Genomic DNA, 25,151 nt, shown 5'->3' with positions numbered 1-25,151 from the left:
AAGAGGAAGCGCTTGATTTATAAGACTTTTTTGATTATTCAGCAGACACTAACTATATCCTCATAAGTTTATATTTCCAATGCCTCTTTAAGAAATTGGATGGCTTTTTCTCGCTCTTCATTTAATAGTAATTTCCCTTTTGAATAATTGTGTTCAAACAATTCATTCTTCAAGCCACTATCAACATATTTTCGTTGCATACAAAATTTCGAAAGCAAGGTCTCTATTCTTGAAATCATTCCATTTTCTTTTCCCTCTCGCGCATAGATTAAATATGGTTTTTCATATATAAAAGAAAAAACACACGCATGAAAAGAATCCGTTAAAATCAAACTTGCTTTAGATATCAAATAAACAAATTCTGCAGGGTCTGCGGTAAACAAATCCGGTTGACCTCTATCTAATAAATTATATATCTCGTAACCACTTTTTCTTAGTTTTTCAACTTGACAGGAAACTCGTTCGCCTTTACCTCCCAAAAAGTATGTAAGCACATATTTTTTACTACAATTTATTTTTTTCGGTTTTCGAGCTATTCTATCCCATTCTTCTTTATTCAACATTAAGGTTGGATCAATAATCATTTCTGCCGTTTTTCCTACCTTTTCCCTAATAAGTGTTGCTCCAGCTTCTTCCCTAACAGATATTGCTCTATATCCATTTAACGCGCCAACAAATTTATTCTCCTTTTCCTTGGGTATATCAGACACACCTATACTCGCAGCAAACGAAACTCTTTTGTTTTCTGGTGCAAAAGCAAGCAAATAGTAATCCCACATTATATCATCTGTGCTAAAATTGGGGTTCCAAACTTGATCACTTCCACAAATAAAGCAATCATATTTATCAACAACTTCCGGAGGAACAGATTTTTTTATCGGTTTAGTGTATTTAACATATCTTTTTGAAAATATTTCGAAGGCTAACTCACGTTGCGCCTGTAAGTAATCTCCAAGTTTGAATGCTGAAAATACTGTATTCTTCAATTTATGCTTTATACTTGCTAAATACTCTGCTCTATAAACAAAAAAAAGTGTATCTGCATTTACATCCAGTTTATCCAAAATCGCTATTACTGCACTGTTTTGCAACTGGTTCCCAAAATTACATGGTCCATTTGTTATGGTTACAACTCCAACTCTCATTTATTCATTCCACCGTTTTATATCTTATCTTTTAAAAATTTGCTTAAGGTACTTCTTACTATTTTTTCATTAGCATAATATAATATTATTAAAGCTTTTTCCTTTATGCTTTGCAGACTGATCTTTTTACTACTAAGTGCCTTATTCATGTAAGGTTTTATATCAATCAATTTTGTTGTCCGATTCATTCCCCGACAATTTTCAAGGATAGCAATATACAAATACCTTTGCATTAATGTATCCGCTTTTTCTTTATATTCGTTATTTAAGTTTGAGCATATCTCTCCCACATATTCTATTGTAATTAATGTATCTCTTATGACTTCTATCTTTTTTGCGACTGCCATCGCACTTTCTTCCTGAACTCTATAATGATATCCAGCATAATTCAACAGTACTATCTTAGCGCTTAGTTTAAATGCCTGTAGTATCATATACGTGTCTTCTGTGTATCGCATTGAGGGCATATCAATTTGACTAATTAATGCTTTCTTATATAACTTTCCCCAGACTACATATGCAAACCTCATCCCTGCAAAATAACATTCCATTTTATCCGATAATGTTTCAATACAACTATCTTCTGTGATACATATATTAGGCTGATGTACATCGCCCTCATCAATACAATTGCAACAGATAATGTCTGGACAATTCTCTCCAATTTCATTTGCCAATTTTTCAAAATAGTCATTTTCCAAATAGTCATCACTATCTACAAAAGAAATATATTCACCATTTGCCCTAGCGAGACCTTCTTTTCTTGCAGATGATACACCACCATTCTCTTTATGAATCACCACAAAATTTGCGTGTTTTGCGGCATATTGGTCACATATTATCCCTGATCTATCCGGTGATCCATCATCAACCAAAATTACTTCTAGACTATCGTATGACTGTTTGCAAATAGAATCCAAACATTTACCTATGTACTTTTCAACTTTATAAACAGGTAAAATCACACTGATCAATGCACTCATTGCCCCTCCTCCTTACTTCTACTCCAAGCACATAGATTAAAACAAGGACAGCAAAGAAATACATTGTGTATGTTATCTCGACTGTTCCAATAAATATTAATGTATATATATACCCAGCAAGCCAAATCCATTGCTTTTCGTTTTTTAAGTTTTTCGATTTTGAAAAGGCGTAAATCAATACAATTATCAAGCAAACTGACCCGATGATGCCAATCTGCATTATCCACTCCATCAATGCATTTTGAGTATCCGCAAATCCTATCTGGGAACGACAAATTTCATAACTGCTTCCATAGCCGAATCCTAATAGCCAATGATCATTCATAATCTTTGCCATTTCAGTATAAATAATCGTTCTACCTGTAAGAGAAATACTTCTTTGAAGATATACAGTAATCAAAGCAACAATATGCTGATTGTTCAAAATAGCTTCATATCCCCACATAAACCAAAAGCCGAGCAGAACCGCTCCAAGAAATACAATAGGTTTAGCAAAAAAATCCCGATTAAGACTAATTAACCACACGAAAGCCAAGAAAACAATCGTTCCAATAATTCCTGTTGAGCAATCAATTTGGAGTGAAACTATTATCGTTACTATAAACATTCCGATCAATGTTAGACAGATAATGTAATACTTTCTACTTTTCCTGTTTTCCATCGCATCCTTATTAAACATCATATACAATGCAATTGCTAATATATGATGGTAAACTACCTGAAATTTCGTTCCAATCAAATAGATGCCCTTATTTGCACCTACCGTAAATGCTAATATATCAGTAACTACACATAATATTATTGCACATATACTTGCTGTTTTCAAAAAATGCTGAATTCCTTTTCTTTCTGAAATGACTTCTGCCATCAAAACAAACTCAATGAAAATACTACAAAAAACTATGTTTGCTAAAAGAGGATTTCTATTTGTCACCCCACAAGACTGAAACGAAATTAACAGTGAAACAACGGTAAATCCTGCAACTAGTATATTAAACATCCTATTTTGTAATAACAGTTCATGTGACAATTTGGATAATAGAAAAATACCAACAAGCACAATTAATCCGTATTTCAAGATATTATTCCGAATGTCAGCAAAAGCCAAACTATATACCAACATTTCAAATATTGTGTATACACTAACTTTTAATCGATTGTTCACTCTTTTCTCACCTCCCTCAGCTATTACTTTTAATTTTTAACTTCCTTCTAATTTTATCTCTATATTGGTCAAACCAGTATAAATATGTAAACCCAATTGTCTTTCTATGAAATTCCAAATCATTTACCGGCAATCTATTTATCGCTCGAAATCTATCCGGCAAGATTTCGAACATTTTGGACTCCACTTTACACTTTACACGCATATATCTTTTCTGCAAATGGATATACAAATATTCTTTTTTTATCAGTGTTCCTGTTTTTTTTTCTTCCAGTGACATGATTTTTCCGTTGTACCAATAGTAGCGCCTAGGTTTATATATTTCTCTTTCAAATTTTCTCTTTTCTGGGATATATGTCACTTTTCTAAATTTTCCACAATCAACTGACACATTAAATGACAAATCTTTTGTATAAATTTTTTTTCCCAATTCAATAAAAATGGAGTGTACGTTTTTTCCCTCCTGGTTCATCTCACCAATGTAATCCTCATCGAATACAAAAATCTGATCACATTGCAGTGCTTCACTATATAATGTTTTTCCTTTGTAGTTTTTCATAAAGACCCTACAGTTTTCTTTTGTATTTTTGTACAATGTTAGATGTCCTGAAGCGAATATTTTATCATATTCTTCATCAAACAATGGTGCCAAAATAGCATCCAAATCTCCAAAAATCAAATCACAATCACAGTGTCCCCAATATTGGTATTCAGTCAAATAATCTTCAAAGATTAGGCCATATGTTGGTTTAAAATCGCACAGTTTATACGGTGATGCTAATGATACATTAATTCCAATTTTCTTTTCGGCTAATTTTTTTACTCTATCTAAAGTAAACGGTATCATCTTAACATTTTTAGGATATCTGTACTCAGTCATATCATCCGTAAAAATCAGCCACTCAAACCCTGTATTTTTTTCACAACTATTCAAGAATAATTGAAAATAGTTTCCAAATTTTCCAAAATATGGCAATACTATTCCCCACTTTTTATTTTCCATAACAATACTCCTCAAATTCTTCAAAAGAAGTAAATTGGGGTTTATGATTATTCAAATATTTCCACGATTCTTTATAATTCCCGCAAAGTTTCATTTTATCCTCAAATTCAGGTGAAATATCATTTACTTGTGTGAAAAGCATAAAATACTCATGAAATACGTTTCTTGGTGCCCTTTTTCCATATCTTTGATAATATCCAACCGCCAATGCCTTTGCTTCGTTTAACTGCTCTCTTTTTCTCTTTTCCAAAAAATCATTAACCTCAGCAATTCGCTTTGCAGGAACTCCTGCATAAACACCATTTGAAGAACAATCCTTAGTCACAACACTTCCTGCACCAATAATCACATTACTCCCAATAGTTACTCCGCGACATATTACAGTATTCATTCCAATAAACACATTATCATTAATTTTCACTTGTCCAGAAGCTCCATAAATGCCACCACAATCTTCTTCGATTCCCTTATACAGTTTTAAAACAGACCAAGAGTAGTCATGTGTAAGTAACTTACACCCTTCAGTGATACGCACATGATTTCCAATTGTTATCATCCACGGATACTGTTCATCGATTAATGTTTTGGATGGGACATATATAGTACAATCCTCACCTATTTTCACACCGATTTTTCGGAGATAATCTATATATGTTTCAGATGAGTATCTTTTTCCATATGTAATTTTCTTTAAGACTTCTTTGACTCCCATGAATTATCTCCTCACCCTTTTGCCTTTAACATCCAATAGCAAAGTTCTTTCCGCCGTCTTTTTATTGCTTCGAGTAATAATTTTCGCAACATTTTTTCTTTTGTCAGCGAAGTCTTATTTATAACTTCCTGCAACATTTCATCGTTTATAACTGTTTCAAGCTGCTTTAGCCGTTCTTTTTTAGGCTGCTCTGCCCCAACGATCATCTTCATTGCTGCAATTGTGTTAGACAGATACGGATAAGAAAGTCTATCCTTTACATTGTCACTATAGTTGTTTTCCGTTGCCAATTGATAACAAACTTTATAAAAGTTCTTAATTTTGTTATATCGATCTTGCTTGTAGGTATGTGTTAAAGAGCCTGTATTCTCACAGTAGAAATATAATGCCTCTGGTAGTACAGAGACCCGACTTACATATTTGTATAGTCCCAGCAGTGAATAAATATCCTCAGAGATAATCTCACGTTCCGATACAAATCGCCAAGATGCCTTTTGAATCATTTCCAATGAATACAGGCATGCCCATGCACTCATCCACAAATTTGTTTGCTTTCCGTTTTTCACATCCGGTCCAATTAAATCGACCAGAAATATATCTTGTACCTCTTGTCCAGAAAATGCGGTTTTCTCAGTGTGCGGAATTACAGCTTTACCCGTTTCCCCATTGGCCTTGACATTGCAAAAACCAAAGACTACCATATCGGATTTTTCCTGAACAGCCAAACTATATGCCTTTTCAATTGTATCAAGCGCGATATAGTCATCACTGTCAAAGAAGCAGATATACTCTCCTGTCGCGTTTTCAATCCCCGTGTTTCGGGCATATCCAAGTCCTGCATTCTTTTTATGAATAACCTTTATTCTATTGTCTTTCTTTGCCCACTCATCGCAAAGTGTTGGACAGTTGTCCGGTGATCCATCATCGACTAAAATAATTTCCAAATTTTTATAGCTCTGATTTATCACACTTTTTATGCATCGATTCAAATATTTCTCTACATTATAAATAGGCAAGACCACGGAGACGACGCCTTTTCTCATTACTATATTCCTCCAACTAAGAAACGACGTCCGCTCTTCTTAAGACTTTGGAACAAACTTTCGCTTCCATATTTTTTGTAAAATCAGTCCCGGAACCAAACAAATCAACGTTAGCTTTTTATCTGGTGAATCTCCAAGGATGGCCGCAGCACTCACACCCGCAAACTTTCCATAGATAATATGCTGCAATGCCGCTTTCATCCGATGCTTTTTATTAATATCCGGCATCATAAATTCTTTTGCTCTGTTCATACAGCCAACCGGAGATTTTATGTTATTAAGTCTGCGATTTTTCGTAAGACCATCTTCCAGATAATTTCCAATATAAATTGCCTTATTGATATGAACCATCATGTACTTTCTTGCCATTCTGACCCATACAATATCTTCTCCCAAAAATTTTTCTCCCGGATATTCCGGGAAAGGGAATTCTTTTAAGCATGTTGTCTTAAAAACTTCTGCTTTATCTGCCATCGTATCATCTGAATTGATTCTTGCTTCAATATAAGATGCTACTTTTTCGTCCGGAATGAATTCTTTTCCATTGATTTTTCCATCCGGATACGCTCTCAAAAATGCGTAACCACACAGATTCGTCTCGTCTTAATACCTTCTGTGATATCGCAGTATTGTTTCCACTGCATCACCCGCCAAAATATCGTCTGAATCAACGATGAAAGTTAGCTTAGACTCCATCTGTTTAATAGCAAAATTCAATGCGGTGTGCTTTCCACCGTTTTCCTTATAAAGATAGCGGACACAGATTTCATCCTCTGCAATCCACTTTTCAACAATATCCTGTGTATTATCAGAACTCCCATCATCTACAATAACCCACTCAAAGTCTTTGCATGTTTGCCTTTTCAGTGACTCATAGAGATTTTGGAGTACCCCCCCGATTAAAAGTAGGGGTTAAAATAGCTAACTCCATTACTTATTCTCCATCTGCTGTGCGATATCAGCATCCACGATTTCCTCACCGGTCTTATGCTTCAGCTGTTCTTTACTTGCCTCACTCAGACCGTTGTTAATAACACAGTTCATATCGCAAGTGCTGCACTTGTCGAGTTCCTCTTTTGTGACTTTACCGTCACGGTAATCACGGCAAATCTTCAGCTCGTACATAGAATACGGATGTTTGGTGAACAGTGTCTTGAATTTATGTACCAGGACCCAGGTAGCAGGCTTCCAGATGTACTTGTGCATAGCAGGACTTACACTACCAATCATCCAGCAGTCACGGTCGCAGCAACGAACCTTTGCACGAACTTTCTCTGCCTCCGGGCTGTTCCACAGTTCATCCCAAGTCTGATTGTTCAGGTTGCCCATAACTTCCTTGTCCTTGGTACCATTGCAAGGCATAACATCGCCATACGGATCGATGAAGAAAGTGTCAAAGCTCATATCGCAAGGCAGCAGACGCTTCTGTCCATAGATGTAGTTGATCAGACCGTGATTAAAGTAAGCACGAAACCATTTCTTCGGGCTATTGCTACGGAGCAGTTCATTGACCAGATTCTCGAAGTTCTTTGCAACCATCGGACGGTCATGAATGATGTTTTTTGCTTCAACGAAGTAGAAGCTGTTATGCAGAGAAGCGGTTGCGAACTCCATACCCATCTCGTTAGAGATCTTGTACAGAGGAACCAGGTCAGGTGCGTTCTTGTCCTGAACAGTCATACCGAAACCAACGTCCTTCATGCCCATCTCACGCAGTTTCTTCAGTGTGCCGTAACCTCGCTGGTAGCCGTTCTGCAGACCACGGATCTCGTTGTTGGTCTGTTCCAGACCTTCGATAGAGATACGGATACCGATCTGCGGAAACTCTTTGCACAGGTCAACGATACGGTCAGTGAAGAAGCCGTTTGTGGAAATAACGATACGATCAGACTTCTTGTACAGTTCACGCACAATATCTTTCAGGTCGGTGCGGATAAAAGGCTCGCCGCCGGTGATGTTCGTGAAGTACATCTTCGGCAGCTTCTTGATGGTTTCGATGCTAATTTCTTCTTCCGGCTTGGAAGGTGCTTTATAACGGTTGCACATAGAGCAACGAGCGTTGCAGCGGTAAGTGACGATAACCGTACCATTCAGTTTCTTTTCGCTATTTTTAGCCATTTTTCTAATACCTCTATCTCTCTTTTATCTATAAACCTTCATAATTTTCTCGTAATACTCATCGATGGTATCGAAGCTGATTCCCTTGCAGTTCTTGCTATACTCATCGCATAGCTTCTTATTGCCCCAGAGCTTCTGAATCTTGCTCTTCAGCTCGTCACCATCCCCGCTCTTAAACAGCTCACCAGTCTTACCGACTTGGATCAGTTCCGGGATACCACCAATATCAGCACCCAGCACCGGCGTGCCATACATCTGGGATTCCATCACGGAGAACGGGCAGTTCTCGTACCACTCGGATGGGTAGATGGAGAACCGTGCTTCACGGATCAGCTTTTCCAGTGCTTCGCCCTTCTGGAATCCGACATTCTTGATGTTGCTTACACCCTTGATACTCTCCTCCAACGGGCCAGTACCGGCGAAGATAAACTGCACATCCGATAGCTCCTTACAGACCTTGATGAGTGTGCCGATGCCCTTCTCCTCAGAGAAGCGGCCGAAGTAGAGGACGTAATCCTTCTTTTCTGTCTCTTTCCACTCCACCTTATCGATGAAATTATGCATTGCCACGGTCTTCGTCGCAAACAGCGGATTGCTGTCCATCTTGCTCTTCATGAACTCAGAGCAGCAGATCATGGTGTCAATATACTTGTAAGTCCCTTTCCACTTCCAGAACTCGGCCTCCATCATGCCGATGGCAGACTTCGCCGTGGAGCCGTGGATGCACTTGCCTTTCATGCAGTTCACGAAATGGCCGCCGAGGCACTTCTCACAGTTCTGGTGGGTGTTCGGATTATTCAGCATGTGGTTCGGGCAGACCAGCTGGTAGTCATGTGCCGTGAAGATGATTTTGCAATTCCTTCCGGTCTCCTTACGCCACTTCACGATTTCCAGAATGATAGAAGGCGTCAGCTGGTAGTTAAAGTTGTTCAGATGACAGACATCCGGCCGGAAATCGTCCAGAACTTTTCTCAGCTGCACCCGTGCTTCCTTGCTGTAAATCGTCTTGATTGGGTAGGTCAGCTTGCTCAGCTTGCTGCCACCGTGGAAATCCATATCGGATGTATAAGCATTAACCCGGTTGCCCACGCAGCGGCCTTCGTGCTCCATTCCGAAGTACTGAACCTCATGTCCATGCTGCTCCAGTGCCTCACCCAATTTGAATATATACGTCTCACTTCCGCCGTTTCGGTGCAGAAATTTATTCAAAATCAGCGTCCTCACGTTGTATTTCTCCTTATTCTATGTTCTATTTCACTACCTCTGTTCAGATGCAGCACTTCCAATGTGTTATTCATAAACCAGAGTGCTCCATACAAACGCAGGTAGTGATACTGAAAGTCCTTATGATAAAATCATATGCTGTTACTGAACCTAAGTAGCGAGATAAAAACCGCACTCGCAGCTCTGCCCATCTCTTGGAAAGTGCCGTAAATACGCTATTTTTCCAGCGTTTTCACTATGTACATCTCACTACCTGTGTTCGGTTAGAGGAGATTGTTAATCATTAAGACCTTCATCTATTCTAATTCCTTTCACTTTATTTCTTATATAATTCCAATGTTCGTTCTACTACATCATCCCAGTTATATTTCTGGCAAATAAAGTCCGCGGCTTCGCCTTTATACTTCTCTCTCCTTTCCGGGTGATCGCAAAGCATCTGTAATTTCTCTCTCAAATCATCAACATTGCTCTTTGCAAAAGTAACTGCCTTATCTTCAACCACTTCTGCACACTCTGCAATATCTGAGGTTAAACAGCAGTTGTCATAACTCATTGCTTCCAGCAGGCTTAGTGGCATACCTTCCAAATCGCTCGGCAAGCAATAAACATAAGCATTACTATATAATTCTTCTAACAATTGTCCCTGGACAAATCCAGTAAAAACAATTCGATTGTCATCGACAGCCATTGCTTTAAGCTGTTCCATGTATTCTCCGCTATCTGAAGCACCACCAGCAACCACAAGCATCTTATCTGTCTTAACCTGCTTAAATGCTTCAATCAAATAATGAAAACCCTTTTCCGGAACAATTCTCGCAAGGCTCAAAAAATAACCTTTTTCAGCTACTAAAGGATATTTTTCTTTCAATAACTTTATACTTCTCTGAACTGGTCTGTTCACTCCATTTGGAATAAACCGTGTTTCGCGTCCATATGTAAATTTAAAATAATTTCGAGCACTCTCGCTCAACACAATAATTTCATCCGCAAATTTAACAGTACATTTTTCGCCAAACATAATATATGTACGAGCAAACTTTCCCCACTTCGCTCTTTGGTGATCCAGGCCATGAACCGTTGCAATACATCTCTTACCAAACAGCTTTGGTAACCACAGCATTGCACATGGACCCTCTGCATGGAAGTGAACCACATCATATCTTCCAAAAGCAGCTTTTAAAGAGGCAAAAAAAGATGAGCTCATTGCAGCCAATCCCTTCTTATCAATAGTACAGACTGATTTAAGGCGAACACCCTTATACTCGCTCGATGCACTATCATCGAATTCTTTGCCGCTTACATGATGTCCCTTACGGTTATAGCAGGTTACTTGATGTCCCAACACAACCATTCTGGTAGATAATTCTTCTACAACAATTTCTATTCCACCTTCTCTCGACGGAATTCGTTTTTGCCCCAACATCGCTATTTTCAGTTTCTTTTTGTTTGCTTTTTCATTCATCATTTACTATGCGCTTCCCCCAAATAGTCCCATCATGGAGACTTTCATTTTCATCAAAACCAACATCAAAACGATTTTGAAACTTTTTCTTCTTCATCTAAAACAATAGGTAGATTTTCTCTATTTAATGCGGCATGCCCACCTTCTTTATGTCTACTCAATGTTCTGTATTTACGGGATTTTCATTAATTTTTCGCCTAAGAAGATACGAAAAACATAGAGATAAGTTTTTAATTCTCTGCCTTTTCTTATTTCTATCATGCCACATCTTTACTAAGCAACATCTATCTCATATCGCATTTATAGTTAAGCCTAATAAAACAAAAGAACCTACATAGTCTATGATTCTTACTCGGTTTAGGGTAGGAATAGAATTTCCATACAAAGAAGCAGGTAAAATAAAGCGTTATATCTTGCCTGCCCTTTTTATCTTCGCCTAAATCCGAGTAAGAACCCAGTCTAGTAGACCATTAAGAAAAATAGTATAAATTTAGGCAAGTTACAGCAATATGAATTCAGCTAATTTTGATTTCATGATTAATTTTTTTCCATTTTATAAATATCCCTATATCCCAAACTACTTCTTTCAATTAAAGACTTTTAAACAATTATTCAAGAGCACTAATGGGTTTTTAAATTGTTCTCTGGAATATATTCAAATTCAACTTTCGTCTCTTTTTCTGAATTTTCTTTCGATGATAATGAAGAATCTTTTCATTACTCAAAATCTTTCTTGGGTTCTCCTCAATCAGTTGAAATGCTATAGTATTTCCAAATTCTTCTTCAAGAAATGCTTTTGCTTCTGAGAGTAAGCAAGGTCGATGTACGTTATGGGCATCACTGGCTACAAAACTAATAAAGCCATGTTCGATCATTAGAATGAGCACTCTCTTTGTTTCTTTCTTAAATAAACTGTTTTGGTTTGCTTGTAACAGATACCCTTCATTCAGCCATCGAAGACAAAAGTTCGGATCATTCTGAACATATCGATAACGTTCAGGATGAGCGATAATGATTCGATATCTTAGTGCCAGCTCATAGAGAATTTCATCATATTCATCTCTATAATTTTGAAATGGAAACTCGACTAGGATGTAATCTGATTCAGCTAAGGTTAAGACTTCTCCCCTTTCTAATAGTTCTGGTAAGTCAGGGTGAATATAGAGCTCATTCCCTAAATGAAGCTTAATCGGACCTTTATAAGCCTGTTTCAGTTCATTGAATCGCTTAACAAGCTCTGACGCTTTCATCCTGAATTCACCATTTTTCATGAAATGCGGAGTTGTAATCAATTCTGTGATACCATCTCGTTCAGCTTGCTTCAATAAAGAGAGTGATTCTTCTAGGCTCTGACTTCCGTCATCCACTCCTGGAATCAAATGACTATGAATATCAATCATTTCTTTTTATCACTCTTTTTCGTGATGGATGAAAGGATTGAATTCTTCTTTTTCTTCTGTGTTGTCTTTTTCTGTGTATCGCTATATCGATAACCATAGCTGTTATAGTATTTTCGTTGAACCGGCATCATCGTCATCACAATTCCAATGACATTCACTTGTGTCTGTTCTAACTGATCTTTGACTCGAAGTAATTCTTTCCGGTCATTCCGATTCGAGGCACAGATTAGAATCGTTCCATCACAGTAAGAAGCTGCCACGATGCCATCCGTCACCAATCCAACCGGAGGGCAATCCAAAAGGATTAAGTCGTATTCTTTCTTTCTCTCCTCAATGAATTCTTTCAAAGCGTTTGACTGGATAAACTCGGAAGCAAATGGGATCTTCGTTCCTGCGGTAATCACATCCACATTCTCATAAGGTTGTAGAACCACTTCTTCAAATTCTGCTTGATGCCCGATGATATCCGAGATACCTTTTTTATTCTTTAACTTCAGTTTTTTATGAATCGTTGGCATGCGTAAGTCTAAATCAATGACTAAGACTTTCTTCTGTAATTGGGCATATACCATAGCCAGATTGAGAACACAAGTCGTTTTTCCTTCCTGGGCAGTTGTTGAAATAATGTTGATGACTTTCATATCCCGATCGAAGTTCCGCATCAGAATATTGGTTCTTAATATTCGGTAAGCTTCGGATGCAGAAGATTCAGGATCCAGAATAGTAATTAATTCTTCTCCAACTCTTAACATTATTCTGCACCTCCTATTCCATGCGTCATATCAGGTATTAAACCGATAATCGGATAATCAAAAATCTGTTTTAATTCTTCTTCGGTCCGGATATTTCGATCATTCAATAGAATGTATAAAACAATGCAGCCATCAATAACACAGCCCAGCAAGAAACCAATCATTGTATTTTTAATATTTGATGGACTGGATTTCTTCTCTGGAATTTTTGCGGAATTTAAAACTGTTACATTCTCAATGTTCATAATAGAATAGATCTTATCTCGAAATACATCCACGATCTCATTCGCAATCACTGCGGCTTCTTTTGGATCTTTTGATGTTACTGCAATCGTAATGACTTCCGTATCTTTCACTGAACTGATCTTAACAATTTTCTGATACCCTTCCGTATCTAAGTCTTCTAACTTCAGATTTCGAATCACTTCATCACTGATCGCTTCACTCTTCAAAATCTCGCTATAAGTATTTACCAGCTTTTGTGATGTTTGAAGGTCGTTATAGCTGATCTGTTGACTGTCCGGATTAGATTTCTGGACAATGATCAGCTTTGCTTCCGCCGTATATTTTTTTGGTATCAGAAACAGTGTGATCAAAGCAGCCACAATGGAAGCGGCCAGAATGATCAGTACGAAAGGTTTAAAATGTTTTTTGATGATTTCAAACACTCGCGACAGATCGATTTCAATTTCTTCGTTCTCGTTCATTTTTCTTTTCTCCCTTTTCTCTTCTCACTAAAAAAGAACCTTATTCAGGTCCTCCGAATTTCTCATAGATTGACTTCTCAAGTTCAATTACCTTTGTACTTGGCTGATAATTTTCCATTTCATAGATGTTCTCATGAATGTCCTTCACCATCTGTTGATAGCTATCCATTATATACAGTGGACTGAAATCATTATATTCTACGGTTTTGTAGATGGCTTCCATTCCAGCAGAAGGAATCTGGTATTGATCAATATGTTTTAAATCAAAGGTCAGTAGATTCATAATATAATTCTTAATTTGATCGTTAGTCAGATTCGTTTCGATCCAAGGCATCATGTCTTCAACGATATCCATCAGTTCCCAGAAATTCTTTGTTCTGAGTTCTGTCAGGATGGCCATAATGACGGTGTTCTGACGTTTCATGCGATGAAAGTCATCGTCAATGGTTCGGATCCGGCAATACTCTTTCACTTGTTGACCGTTCAGATGATAAACTCCGTCATCGCCGTCAATTTGTAAATCACGAATCTTTTGATGTGTTTCCTCGGCTGTCAGATAAAGATCAATTCCGCCGACCAAATCAACCAACTTTACTGTCGCTTCAAAGCTGAATCCGACATATTGCGTTATATCCATATCAAAATTCAAATTGATCGTCTGAATCGCTAATTCTGGACCTCCGCGCCAATGGGCATGATTTAATTTATCATAATCATTGTAGGGTTCAGGAAGATAGACTAGAGTATCTCTCTGCAATGAAGTGATTTTGATTTTCTTTGCGTTAAAATCTAAAGAGATAATCTTTGTCGCATCGGACCGCTGCATTTCAGTATCAGTCCACTCGTTCCAATCCTGATTGTCGGAACCGAATAAAGCGATATTTACAATCTTGTGGTCCTGCACTTGATCTTTAACTTCCTGATTCACCATTGCTTGTTCATCGGTCAGTTTCTTTGAACGGTTAGTCTTATTTAATAAAGAATCTACATACAAATTTCCGCTGATGCCAATCACAGCGATTAAACCTATTAACGTACCCGCCACAATCAACAAAATCTTTGTTTTGTTTCTTTTCTGTTTTTTCTTCAATTTTGTCACATCCTTGTCGATTAATAAAAAAAGGTAGGCTTCGCCACCTCAAGCTTCCGATGAGTTTGTAAAAAATAACCATGAAACTGAATTGGAAGTGCCCATGCAACTATCCAAATCAAATTCAATCATTTTGTTTAACAATCAATCCCAAGTAAAGCAACATCAACTGGCCGCAGATCTGAAACTGAACCTGCGCGGTTCGCTGATGCCGGTCAATCTTCTTTATCCGCGATTCCAATCCTTGCAAAGGTCCGGATTCGACAATTAATTGCTTCTCATTTAAGAAGCCGTTTGAAATCGGAATTACATGCTGTTCATTCATTAATGAATTCAGGAAAAGCCGTTCATCTTCCTGGAGGGAGAAATACTCTTTTTCTTCTAAATGAATCCACTGAGATATATCGGAATGCTGAGAAAGCCATTCGTTGAACTGTTTTGTAAATTCAGCTTGAGGAAAATCACTGGTAATCATGATCGTTCCTGGAAATAACAGGCGCTCTACCCAGGTCACCAATACCTGCTTTTTGAAATAACGTTGTTTCTTGGGTAGGAAAGCTTCGAAAGGTGAGCTTTTCATTAATTCCAGGACATCTTCCTCATGATGCTTTTCAACTTCAACAAAATACCAGCGCATCACATTGCCCCCTTTCTTAAAAGGACAATCTGCAACGTTTTCAACAGAATCTTGAAATCCCACAGCAAATTCCAGTTTTCGACATATTCTTTATCCAGTTCGCAGCGGTCGTGGAAGCTGAGATCACTTCGTCCCCGGACTTGCCACAACCCGCCTAAGCCGGGTTTGACCTGAATAATCTGATTATAATATTCGCCCATATCTTCTTTCTCCCGCGGCAGATAAGGACGCGGACCGATCAGTGTCATTTCGCCCTTCAGAACGTTGATTAACTGCGGAAATTCATCGAGCGACGTCTTTCTAAGAAATTCACCCGCCGTGGTGATGCGCGGATCCTGTCTTAATTTTTTATGTATTGTATATTCTTCCCGGATCTTGGGATCCGTCTTCATCAACTGTTCAAGGATGGCTTCTGCATTCGGAATCATCGATCGAAATTTGATCATTTCAAACGGCTTGCCATCCTTGCCAATCCGTGTCTGTTTAAAGAACACCGGATCATAGTCGCCTTCCTGATGATTTTTATGGCGGACATAGAAGTAAAGCGGAATCAGAAGCAGACATCCGGCAATCCCCGCCAGGATATCGTTGAGACGCTTAATCCCCTTGCCGACCCATTTTTTAATTGATAATGATACCGATATCCTTGTTCTAAGCTCGATGCTTTCACCTTTGGTCATGCTGCTCCCCCTCTCTCGATGGGAATCAGTTCATAAAAAAAGAACTGCTTCCTTCGCCCCCTGCGAAATCTCTAACAGTCGCTAACCGTCAGATAATGTACACTATTATTGACACAAGGAAATAAGCCATTTATAATGGGACATGTATTAAAAATAAACGATTCTACCAGTTTTTGGCATTGAATTTTGTTTGTCAAAAAATGTGTGATTTTTTTGCCATAAAAAGGGGCTTAAATGTAATCAACAACCAAATTCATGTCCTGTATGGTTATTCAGCCACATAATTATAACGAAGCAATTCCTAACAAATTCATAAAAAAAGACCCCGGCCATTATGCCGGAGCCCCCTCTATCACGCTCTAACCTTCAACTAATTCATTCTGAATTCCAATACGACCGGATTATGATCGGAATACCGATAGTCATTCTGGATATTCTCCGCTGTCGCCGTAAGATTATCCGAAACCAAGAATCCGTCGACAATTGCCTGGTACGTGACCCCCGCCTCAAACGGAATATCCGCGCCGCGACAGGTCGCGGTTTCATCGGCGTTATCTGCCCGAACAAAGTGATACCCTTCTGCCAGATCCGCGGTGTTCATCGCAAAAATCCAATCCGGAACCTGCTGCTGGGAAGGAAAGAAATCCAACGTACCGGCGATGTCATGATTAAAATCACCGCCCGCGATCACATAATTTCCCTGTTCGCGCTCCTGAATCAGCACTTGGTTAAGCAAGGCCAGCTGCTGCGCGCGGATCGTTCCTCCCTGATCGTAGGCTGACAGATGAACATTAATCAGCACCAGCTCTTTTCCGTTATCTAATCCTAACCGGCTGATCAGAAAACACCGGTCCAAGTCGGTAAACTTTGTAATAAAAGAGCCGTCGACAGGAAACTGCCGCCGCACATTTTCATCCACATGCCAATTCGACAGCGTCAACAATCCGGACTGCACCGAACCATGCGGTTCCTGCGGCGGGACGATTAAATACGGACTATGGAAGTTCAAGGCAAAGACGCTGCCATACCCCGAAAATGCAGAGCGAAGGATTGCCGCCTGATCGACGCCATAACTCCGCGACGACTTCACATCGACTTCCTGCAGGAATATAAAATCCGGCGATGATTGTTGGATCAGGGCGAGACTGCCCTGCGTATTGGCAATCACTGCTTCCTTGCTTAAAGCCCGGCCATGCTTTCCCCGCGTCGCTTTCCCGTCTTTCATCTTTCCGGTATCCATGAAGAAAGAATAGTCGTCCGAATACGCTCCAAAGCCAAGATTGTACGTCATCAGCGTATACTCCTGATCAACATCAAGCCGCGCCGGCGGATTGTTCACCGTTTCCAAGCTTTGATAATCCGCGATCCGGTAATAATTGACCTGCATAAAAATCCCATAGCTAACGATCAAAGCGATCAGCCCGGCGATCATCACACCGATACCTTTTAAAATCTTTTTCAATGTCCCGCACTCCCTCCGCAAAAAGCGAAAGAAGGAAAAACATGAAGTCCTTCCCTCTTTGCTTTATCTTTTAACAACTGTCTTATTTGAAACGTTCTTTTTTAGAATAGGTCGTATGAAGCAGCTCATGTGCCAGCGGACTTCCCGGTTCTTTCAGGAATTGATCATACAGCGCGATGATCTGCGGATTCTCATGCGATTTACGCACGCTCTGCAGCGCATCCTCATCATATAACGCCTTTGCCCGTTCCTTCTTCCAGTCAATCGGCCGGAAGCCGTTGCGGATCGAAGCGTTGATAATCGGCTGACCGCCACCGTTGATGCAGCCGCCCGGACAGCCCATGATCTCGATGAAATGATACGGCGAGGTGCCGGCGCGGATTTCATCCAAAAGTGGTTTAGCGCAGCTCATACTGGAAGCGACCGCAACTTTGACCTGCATTCCTGCGACCTCCAGCTCTGCCGTCTTCACGCCTTCCATGCCCCGGACAACCGTGAAGTCCAGACTATCGAGCGGTTTGTTTTCCAGCGTTTCTTTGACGGTTCTTAGCGCCGCTTCCATGACCCCGCCGCTGGCGCCGAAGATCACGCCGGCTCCGGAATATTGTCCGAACATATCCTGATCAAAATCTTCATCCGGCAGATTCTCAAAGTTGATTCCATACATCTTGATCAACCGCCCTAATTCTCTCGTCGTCAGGACAACGTCCACATCCGCCACGCCATCCTTGCGCATTTCCGGACGGACAACCTCCGCCTTCTTCGCGGTGCACGGCATGATGGAAACGACCGTGATCTTGCGCGGATCCAGATTATGCGTCTGTGCGTAATAAGATTTCAGGATCGCGCCGAACATCATGTGCGGCGACTTGCAGGAACTCAAATGCTCCAGCAGATCCGGATATTCAAATTCACAATATCGGATCCAGCCTGGCGAACAGCTCGTGATCATCGGCAGCACGCCCTGATGCTGGACGCGCTCAATGAACTCATGGCCTTCTTCCATGATCGTCAGATCCGCGGCATAGTTGGTATCATAGACGCGGTCAAACCCGATCCGCCGCAGCGCTGCGGCCATCCTGCCGGTAACGCGCGTGCCGATCGGCAGGCCGAACTCCTCGCCTAACGCCGCGCGTACCGCCGGGGCCGTCTGGACGATGACATGCTGATCCGGATCGTTCAGCGCTTCGATAACACGGTGAATGTCTTCTTTTTCAAACAAAGCGCCGACCGGGCAGGCGTTGACGCATTGGCCGCACTGCATGCAGTTGACGTCGTTGAAGCTCTTATCAAAGACCGGTGCGACCTTGGTGTTGAAGCCGCGGTTGATAAAGCTCAGAATGCCCAGGCCCTGAACCTTCTTGCAGGTTTCAATGCAGCGTCCGCACAGCACACACTTGGACGTGTCGCGGACGATCCCCGGCGCAACCTCGTCAAACGTCGGCGGTGTTTTCTCCCCTTCATAACGCACCTTGCGGATCCCCAGCTGCTGCGCCAGCTTCTGCAGCTCGCAGTTCTGGTTGCGGATGCAGGAAAGGCAATCTCCGCAATGGTTGGACAGAATCAGCTCGACGGTGTGCTTACGCGCTTCCAAAGCGCGTTGAGAATTGGTGAAGACCTCCATTCCCTCGCTGACCGGATATACACACGCGGCGCCCAGGCTTTTCGCGCCTTTGATCTCAACCGTGCAGACACGGCAGGCGCCCGTCTTGTTGACGTCTTTTAAATAACAGAGCGTTGGGATCTGGATGCCTGCAGCCCGCGCCGCTTCCAGAATGGTGGAACCCGGCTCGGCCTGAACCGGAATATTATTGATCTTTAAATTAATTTTCGTCATGTTTCCGCGGCCCTCCTTAATCGCGCTTGACCGCACCGAAGCGGCAGGTCTCCATACAAGCGCCGCACTTGATGCACTTGTCGTGGTCGATCACATATGGTTTCTGGCCCGGAACGCCGCTGATCGCGCCGACCGGACAGTTGCGGGCACACATCGAACATTTGCGGCACTTCTCCGGATCGATCGAGTAATGCAGCAGCTTCTTGCAGACACCGGCCGGGCAGCGTTTTTCTTTGACGTGCGCTTCATATTCGTCGCGGAATAAGCGCAGCGTCGACAGCACCGGATTGGCAGCGGTCTGACCTAAACCGCATAATGCGGTATCTTTGATCATCTTGCCCAGCGTTTCCAGCTCGTCCAGCGTTTCCATCGTTCCACGGCCTTCGCAGATATCCGTCAGCAGTTCCAGCATGCGCTTGGTGCCGACGCGGCACGGCGTACATTTGCCGCACGATTCGTCAACAATAAACTCCATGTAGAAGCGCGCGACGTCGACCATGCAGTTGTCCTCATCCAAAACGATCATTCCGCCGGACCCCATCATCGAGCCCAAAGCGATCAGATTGTCAAAGTCAATCGGCGTATCCAAATCCTCGACGGTCAAACAGCCGCCGCTTGGGCCGCCGGTCTGCACCGCTTTGAACTTCTTGCCGTTCGGGCAGCCGCCGCCGATTTCATAAATCACCTCGCGCAGCGTCGTGCCCATCGGAATCTCAACCAGTCCGGTGTTGACGATTTTACCGCCTAACGCAAAGACCTTGGTACCCTTGGATTTCTCCGTGCCGATCGCATTGAACCAGCCGGAGCCCTTCAGGATGATCTGCGCCACATTGGCATAGGTTTCGACGTTGTTGATAATCGTCGGCTTGCCCCAGACGCCGCTGACCGCCGGGAACGGCGGCTTCGGCACCGGCATGCCGCGCTTGCCTTCGATCGACTGGATCAGCGCGGTTTCCTCACCGCAGACAAACGCGCCCGCGCCCAGGCGGATCTCGATATCAAAGCTGAAGTCCGTACCTAAAATATGCTCACCGAACAGACCGAGTTCCTTCGCCTGTTCGATCGCAATCTGCAAGCGTTTCACCGCGATCGGGTATTCCGCGCGGATATACACATAACCCTGCTGGGCGCCGATCGCATAGCCCGCGATCGCCATTGCTTCCAAGACGGCATGCGGATCGCCTTCCAAAATCGAACGATCCATAAACGCGCCCGGATCGCCTTCGTCGGCGTTGCAGATAACATACTTGTCGCCCGCCGGCTGATCTGCCGCAAACTGCCATTTCACACCGGTCGGGAAGCCCCCGCCGCCGCGGCCGCGCAGGCCGGATTTCTTAATTTCGTCGATTACTTCCTGCGGCTGCATTTCATGCAGCGCTTTCGCCAGCGCTTCATAGCCGTCGCGGGCGATATATTCGCGGATATTCTCCGGATCGAGCTGACCGCAGTTTTTCAACGCGATCCGCTGCTGCTTGGCATAGAAGCGGATCTTGTCGATATCAAAGATCTTTTCCTGCGTGATTTCGTCAATGTCGTTCATCTCCAGCCGTTTTACCGGCTGCCCGCCGATGAAGTGCTGTTCGATGATCTCGCCGACATCGTCCGGTTTGACATGACAGTAGAAAATTTTATCGGGATAGACCGCAACGATCGGACCTTTCTGGCACAGACCGAAACAGCCGGTCTTGATGACGCGGACTTCCTGATCCAGACCGCGGGCGGTTAACTGCTGCTGCATCTGCTCCATGATCAACGCCGAAGATGACGATGTGCAGCCGGTGCCGGCACAGACTAAAACATGCAGCCGTTCCGGCCCCGCAGCGGCCGAAGCTCCCGGATTGCGCAATGCGATTTCCTTCGCCGCGCTCGCCCGGAGTTCGCGAAGTTCATTCCATGATTTCATGTGCTTCTCCTCTTTCTTCTTTTACTGAACGCCGGACTCGGTTTTAATGATCGCTTTGATCCGGTCCTCCAGCGCGGTGGAGCTGGTCGCGTTGCCATATACCTGATCGTCCAGAATCGCTACCGGCGCTAATCCGCATGCCCCCAGGCAGCGCGTTGCATCGAGCGAAAACAGACCGTCGGCGCTTGTCTGATTGACCTTCGTACCGGTCAGATCGCAAATCCGCTGCAGTAAATCCGCCGATCCTTTGACATAACAGGCTGTGCCCATGCACACATTGATGACATGCTTGCCCTTCGGTTCGGTCGTAAACTGCGTATAGAACGTGACGACGCCATACACCTCGGCGGCTGAAACGCCTGACGCTGCGGCAATTTTCTCCATTGCTTCAAACGGAATATAGCCCAGCTCTTTCTGGACGTCGTGCAGCATCAGCTTCACCGGTCCCGGCCGGCCGCGATGCCGATCGACGATCCGATCAATGACCTGCACCGACTGTTCGTTGAGTTTCCCCATCCTTTCACCTCCACGTGTTATTTGGGTTTCTATATTGAAAACATCACAGGGATGATTCAACCTTTTTCTGCAGCCAGCTGAACAAGCCGTCCGCCGCCGCGCTGATCAGAATAATCCACAGCGTCCAGGCGAACAGACCCGTCATATCCAGCGCGATCCGCGCCGCATACGACATCTGCCGGCCGATTCCAACTCTCACCTGCGTCAGCACCTCCGCCATGACGCAGACCCGCAAGCCTAAGCCGAAGCCGGTTTTCATCGCCGCCAACAGATGCGGCAAAGCCTGCGGAAGACGTACTTTCCAAAAAACAGACACCGATCTTTCCGGGTAGCAGCGCAGCACATCCTGCAGCTCGCTGTCCAATAGATCCTGACTCAACAAAACCGCTGTATAAAAGACCGGGAACAGCACGCAGAAGCTGGTGACCATGACGCTGCCTTCGCTGCCCAGCCAGATCAGGAAAATCATAATGTAGGACAAATTGGGAATCGTTTTGACGATCACCTCAAGCGGTTCGATCAAGCGCCGGATCACCGGCTGCGTCGCTGCCGCAAACCCGCAGACCAACGCGAGGATCAGTGAAATTCCAAAGCCCTTGAGCATCCGCCCCAGAGTACTCAGCGTCTGTGCGTAGAAGGCCGGCTGCGATACATCCGCAAGCATCCGCCGCGCCACATCCATAGGCATCGGGATCAAAATGTCGTTATTGACGCTCAGCGCCAGCAGCTGCCAGAGGATCATCAGGATCACGATCGTAAGGAACTGTTCTTTTTTCAAACCGGTTCGCTGTTTTCTCATGGATTTATTATATCATCAGTCCGAATGAAAACGCTATCTTTATTTCCCATTTTTCGCCCTTTCCCGACCTTGCGGATCAATGCACAAAAAAGGCGGTCAGCTCCGCCCTTTTGCGATATTCATCACACTTTATCCAGCCTGAAAACAACATGATTGCTCGCGCCCAGCATCGCCGGCTTCTCGCACATCGCCCAGTGAAACGCAAGCCATTGCTGAAACTGTTCGGCGCTCAGTGCGTTCACTTTGTCCGCCAGCAGCTCGGCCATGCCGTCCGCGGCGAAAACCTGAGCCGGTTTCCAGCCGAGCGTATCCAGCCAGCAGCGAACCTGATCCAGCGTCAGAAAAACAAACGGGATATCCGCCACCTTAAACGTGCTGCGGTCATACCGGCCGTTGTCCAGAAAATCCGGATTGTAGACCATCGCTTCCGTTATGAACACCATATCGTTATTGATAAAAGCGAAGAATGCGGATCCGCCGGGTTTCAGCATGCGCAGCACCTGTTCAAGACAGCGTGTCCGCTGCGCTTCATGCTCAAGATGATAGAGCGGTCCCAAACACAGGACGACGTCGAACGAAGCGGCTTCCAGCATCGTCAGATCGAGGGCGTTGCCTTCCAGGATCGTCAGATCCATGGCCGGCCGGCGTTTCGCCTTCATGAGTGCACAGTGCTTTTTCACGGGTTCCACCGCGGTGACCGCATAGCCCTCCTGGGCATAAGCCAGACTGTAGGCTCCGCTTCCAGCTCCCACATCCAGAATCCGCATACCCGGTTTCAGCACTTTCGCAATCTGCATTCTCGTCGTCAACAGTTCGATGCTGCGGGCCGGCGTCGCGGTTAAGCGATGTTCCTCGTCAAAATAATCATAAATCAGATCCAGATCCATACGCGTCCCCCCCTGCCAAGCAAAAACTAATCAGAATGCAGCGTTAATCTTCCAAGCTCGCCAACAGCTCGCAAAGCAGGTCGTATGTCCGTTTAAATGACGCCAGATTCAGCTTTTCCTGCGGTGTATGCGCGCCGCTGGCTTCCGGTACGATCGTCACGATATCAATCCCCGGAATCATTTCACAGAACACACCACATTCCGTACCGCCATGGCCGGCTTCCGTTTTTAATTCCTTCCCGGTTTTCTGTTGAACCAGGGCCGCCAGCTTCTGCCGCATCGCGCTCTTTTCACAATAATCCCATGCCGGATAACCGTTAGCAAAGCTGCAGGTCCAGCCATACAATCCCGCCAGGATCGTCAGTTCGTCGCTCATTTTTTCAATCCAGCTCTTTTGCGCTGAACGCATCGAGATCGTGACGATCAGACTGGATCCGCGCCGCTTGATCGAAGCCAGGTTTTCCGAAGCCCAGGTCAGGCCCGGAATCGCCATGCTTTTGGCACGCAGGCCGCTTGGCAGGACGGTGATGAAATTGATGAACGCTTTGGAATCCTGCGCAGAGTAAACCGCGCTGATCGAAGAATCAGCTTCCAATGAAATGGCAACGTCCGGATCGCTGGCCTTCAGCTCCGCCTTTACCTGTTCCGCTACCTGCTCGACGCACTTCCGGACCTTGCGCGAATCCTGGCTGGCGAAACGAATCCAGCAATCGCGCGGAATTGCGTTGTCCTTATTGCCGCCGTCCCAATCCGCGATCCAGACCTCCAGCTCGTTTTTGACCAGCTCCCGCAGACAGCGGACCGCGATTTTGTTCGCATTGCCCAGCTCTTTATCGATATTCGAACCGGAATGTCCGCCTTTCAGTCCGGAAACCGTCAATTTCCAGCCGCTGCCTTCAAAACTTTCCTGCGGCCGCACCATCGTCATCGTACAGACTAACCCGCCCGCGGTGGAGACCACGGTTTTATCTTCGCCGCCACAGTCCATGTTGATCATCCGTTTCGCCGTAAAATAGTCTTTCTTTAACCCTTGCGCGCCATTCAAGCCGATCTCTTCCATCACTGTGAACACGCATTCCAGCGGCGGATGCGGTTTCTGGTTTGCTTCCAGTAGCGCCAGCATCATCGCGACGCCCACGCCGTCGTCCGCCCCCAGCGTCGTGCCGCGGGCTTTCAGCCAGCCGTCTTCCACATAAGTATTCAACGCCTGCGTTTCAAAGTCAAAATCCACGTCTGCTTCCTTCTCGCAGACCATGTCCATATGCGCCTGCAGAATCACCGCGCCCGCCTTTTCCAGGCCAGCGGTGCCGGCTTTATAAATGATGACGTTGTTCATCTCATCCTGAATCCAGCGCAGGCCGTGATCCTTCGCAAATTGAACGAGCCAGTCGCTCAGCTGTTTTTCGTTGCGGGAGCCGTGCGGGATCTTTGTCAGTTCGTTAAAGTAATAAAAAATCCGTTCGTTTAAGTCCATCGTCATTGGTGTACCACCCTTTCTCTGATTTCTATTATATCGCTTGTTTTCATTCGTTTTCAACACATTCTGAAAATTATTTCTTTTCATAACGAAATTTTTACAATCCATAAAAAAAGAAGGCCGGCTTGACCTTCTCTCAGTGAATCTTT

At 43.6% G+C, this 25,151-nt stretch carries 24 protein-coding genes; all 24 read right to left on the bottom strand.

Going from position 1 to position 25,151, the window contains the following annotated elements; all coding sequences use genetic code 11:
• Window positions 1–68 precede the first annotated feature (68 nt).
• Window positions 69–1,145: a polysaccharide pyruvyl transferase family protein gene (locus I2D94_RS09570; RefSeq protein WP_195396591.1), complete on the bottom strand. Its 1,077-nt coding sequence runs from the start codon at window positions 1,143–1,145 to the stop codon at window positions 69–71.
• A gap of 17 nt (window positions 1,146–1,162) precedes the next feature.
• A complete protein-coding gene (locus I2D94_RS09565; protein ID WP_195396589.1) occupies window positions 1,163–2,128 on the bottom strand; it encodes a glycosyltransferase in 966 nt (321 codons plus the stop codon).
• On the bottom strand, window positions 2,091–3,293 hold the full coding sequence (locus I2D94_RS09560) for an O-antigen ligase (RefSeq protein WP_195396587.1): 1,203 nt from the start codon (window positions 3,291–3,293) through the stop codon (window positions 2,091–2,093). Before I2D94_RS09560 ends, I2D94_RS09565 begins: the two co-directional genes overlap by 38 nt.
• A 16-nt stretch (window positions 3,294–3,309) precedes the next feature.
• The gene (locus I2D94_RS09555) at window positions 3,310–4,296 is read right to left on the bottom strand and encodes a DUF6625 family protein (protein ID WP_195396585.1); all 987 of its coding nucleotides are present in this window, start codon (window positions 4,294–4,296) and stop codon (window positions 3,310–3,312) included.
• A complete protein-coding gene (locus tag I2D94_RS18580) occupies window positions 4,286–5,008 on the bottom strand; it encodes a DapH/DapD/GlmU-related protein (RefSeq protein ID WP_195396584.1) in 723 nt (240 codons plus the stop codon). Before I2D94_RS18580 ends, I2D94_RS09555 begins: the two co-directional genes overlap by 11 nt.
• A gap of 11 nt (window positions 5,009–5,019) precedes the next feature.
• Window positions 5,020–6,051, bottom strand: coding sequence for a glycosyltransferase family 2 protein (locus I2D94_RS09545; protein WP_195396582.1), 1,032 nt, complete (start codon window positions 6,049–6,051; stop codon window positions 5,020–5,022).
• Window positions 6,052–6,090: 39 nt separating this feature from the next.
• Window positions 6,091–6,624, bottom strand: coding sequence for a hypothetical protein (locus I2D94_RS18260; RefSeq protein WP_229056837.1), 534 nt, complete (start codon window positions 6,622–6,624; stop codon window positions 6,091–6,093).
• Between the two features lie 30 nt (window positions 6,625–6,654).
• Window positions 6,655–6,882 (bottom strand): glycosyltransferase family A protein, encoded by a 228-nt coding sequence (locus tag I2D94_RS18680; RefSeq protein WP_370544612.1) that lies wholly within the window; start codon window positions 6,880–6,882, stop codon window positions 6,655–6,657.
• A 99-nt stretch (window positions 6,883–6,981) separates the two neighbouring features.
• On the bottom strand, window positions 6,982–8,169 hold the full coding sequence (locus I2D94_RS09535) for a radical SAM protein (protein WP_195396580.1): 1,188 nt from the start codon (window positions 8,167–8,169) through the stop codon (window positions 6,982–6,984).
• 24 nt (window positions 8,170–8,193) lie between these two features.
• Window positions 8,194–9,393, bottom strand: coding sequence for a glycosyltransferase (locus I2D94_RS09530; RefSeq protein ID WP_195396578.1), 1,200 nt, complete (start codon window positions 9,391–9,393; stop codon window positions 8,194–8,196).
• A gap of 316 nt (window positions 9,394–9,709) precedes the next feature.
• Window positions 9,710–10,858 carry a glycosyltransferase family 4 protein gene (locus tag I2D94_RS09525; protein WP_229056836.1) on the bottom strand — a complete coding sequence of 383 codons (1,149 nt, stop codon included), beginning with the start codon at window positions 10,856–10,858 and terminating at the stop codon, window positions 9,710–9,712.
• A gap of 629 nt (window positions 10,859–11,487) precedes the next feature.
• On the bottom strand, window positions 11,488–12,255 hold the full coding sequence (locus I2D94_RS09520) for a tyrosine-protein phosphatase (protein ID WP_195396576.1): 768 nt from the start codon (window positions 12,253–12,255) through the stop codon (window positions 11,488–11,490).
• Window positions 12,252–13,007 (bottom strand): CpsD/CapB family tyrosine-protein kinase, encoded by a 756-nt coding sequence (locus tag I2D94_RS09515; RefSeq protein WP_195396574.1) that lies wholly within the window; start codon window positions 13,005–13,007, stop codon window positions 12,252–12,254. The genes I2D94_RS09520 and I2D94_RS09515 overlap by 4 nt, the downstream gene beginning before the upstream one ends.
• Window positions 13,007–13,714 (bottom strand): YveK family protein, encoded by a 708-nt coding sequence (locus I2D94_RS09510; protein ID WP_195396572.1) that lies wholly within the window; start codon window positions 13,712–13,714, stop codon window positions 13,007–13,009. The genes I2D94_RS09515 and I2D94_RS09510 overlap by 1 nt, the downstream gene beginning before the upstream one ends.
• Before the next feature lie 40 nt (window positions 13,715–13,754).
• Window positions 13,755–14,813 (bottom strand): LCP family protein, encoded by a 1,059-nt coding sequence (locus I2D94_RS09505; protein WP_195396571.1) that lies wholly within the window; start codon window positions 14,811–14,813, stop codon window positions 13,755–13,757.
• Between the two features lie 115 nt (window positions 14,814–14,928).
• Window positions 14,929–15,441, bottom strand: a complete 513-nt coding sequence (locus tag I2D94_RS09500; protein WP_195396569.1) for a transcription termination/antitermination NusG family protein — start codon at window positions 15,439–15,441, stop codon at window positions 14,929–14,931.
• Entirely contained in the window at window positions 15,441–16,121 is a 681-nt protein-coding gene (locus I2D94_RS09495) for a sugar transferase (protein ID WP_195396567.1), read from the bottom strand. The genes I2D94_RS09500 and I2D94_RS09495 overlap by 1 nt, the downstream gene beginning before the upstream one ends.
• Window positions 16,122–16,491: 370 nt before the next feature.
• Window positions 16,492–17,583 carry an endonuclease/exonuclease/phosphatase family protein gene (locus I2D94_RS09490; RefSeq protein ID WP_195396565.1) on the bottom strand — a complete coding sequence of 364 codons (1,092 nt, stop codon included), beginning with the start codon at window positions 17,581–17,583 and terminating at the stop codon, window positions 16,492–16,494.
• 82 nt (window positions 17,584–17,665) lie between these two features.
• Window positions 17,666–19,420, bottom strand: coding sequence for an NADH-dependent [FeFe] hydrogenase, group A6 (locus I2D94_RS09485; RefSeq protein WP_195396563.1), 1,755 nt, complete (start codon window positions 19,418–19,420; stop codon window positions 17,666–17,668).
• A gap of 16 nt (window positions 19,421–19,436) precedes the next feature.
• The gene (locus I2D94_RS09480) at window positions 19,437–21,323 is read right to left on the bottom strand and encodes an NADH-quinone oxidoreductase subunit NuoF (RefSeq protein ID WP_195396561.1); all 1,887 of its coding nucleotides are present in this window, start codon (window positions 21,321–21,323) and stop codon (window positions 19,437–19,439) included.
• 21 nt (window positions 21,324–21,344) lie between these two features.
• Window positions 21,345–21,839 (bottom strand): NAD(P)H-dependent oxidoreductase subunit E, encoded by a 495-nt coding sequence (locus tag I2D94_RS09475; protein WP_006059211.1) that lies wholly within the window; start codon window positions 21,837–21,839, stop codon window positions 21,345–21,347.
• Between the two features lie 43 nt (window positions 21,840–21,882).
• The gene (locus I2D94_RS09470; protein WP_195396559.1) at window positions 21,883–22,638 is read right to left on the bottom strand and encodes an ABC transporter permease; all 756 of its coding nucleotides are present in this window, start codon (window positions 22,636–22,638) and stop codon (window positions 21,883–21,885) included.
• Window positions 22,639–22,760: 122 nt separating this feature from the next.
• The gene (locus I2D94_RS09465) at window positions 22,761–23,525 is read right to left on the bottom strand and encodes a bifunctional 2-polyprenyl-6-hydroxyphenol methylase/3-demethylubiquinol 3-O-methyltransferase UbiG (RefSeq protein ID WP_195396557.1); all 765 of its coding nucleotides are present in this window, start codon (window positions 23,523–23,525) and stop codon (window positions 22,761–22,763) included.
• Between the two features lie 43 nt (window positions 23,526–23,568).
• On the bottom strand, window positions 23,569–25,005 hold the full coding sequence (gene pepD / locus I2D94_RS09460; protein WP_195396555.1) for a beta-Ala-His dipeptidase: 1,437 nt from the start codon (window positions 25,003–25,005) through the stop codon (window positions 23,569–23,571).
• Window positions 25,006–25,151 lie beyond the last annotated feature (146 nt).

The organism is Holdemania sp. 1001302B_160321_E10 (assembly GCF_015552275.1).
Classification (GTDB): Bacteria; Bacillota_I; Bacilli_A; order Erysipelotrichales; family Erysipelotrichaceae; genus Holdemania.
Note: the sequence above shows the minus strand (reverse complement) of the source record. Positions and strands in the feature narration are given on the sequence as shown.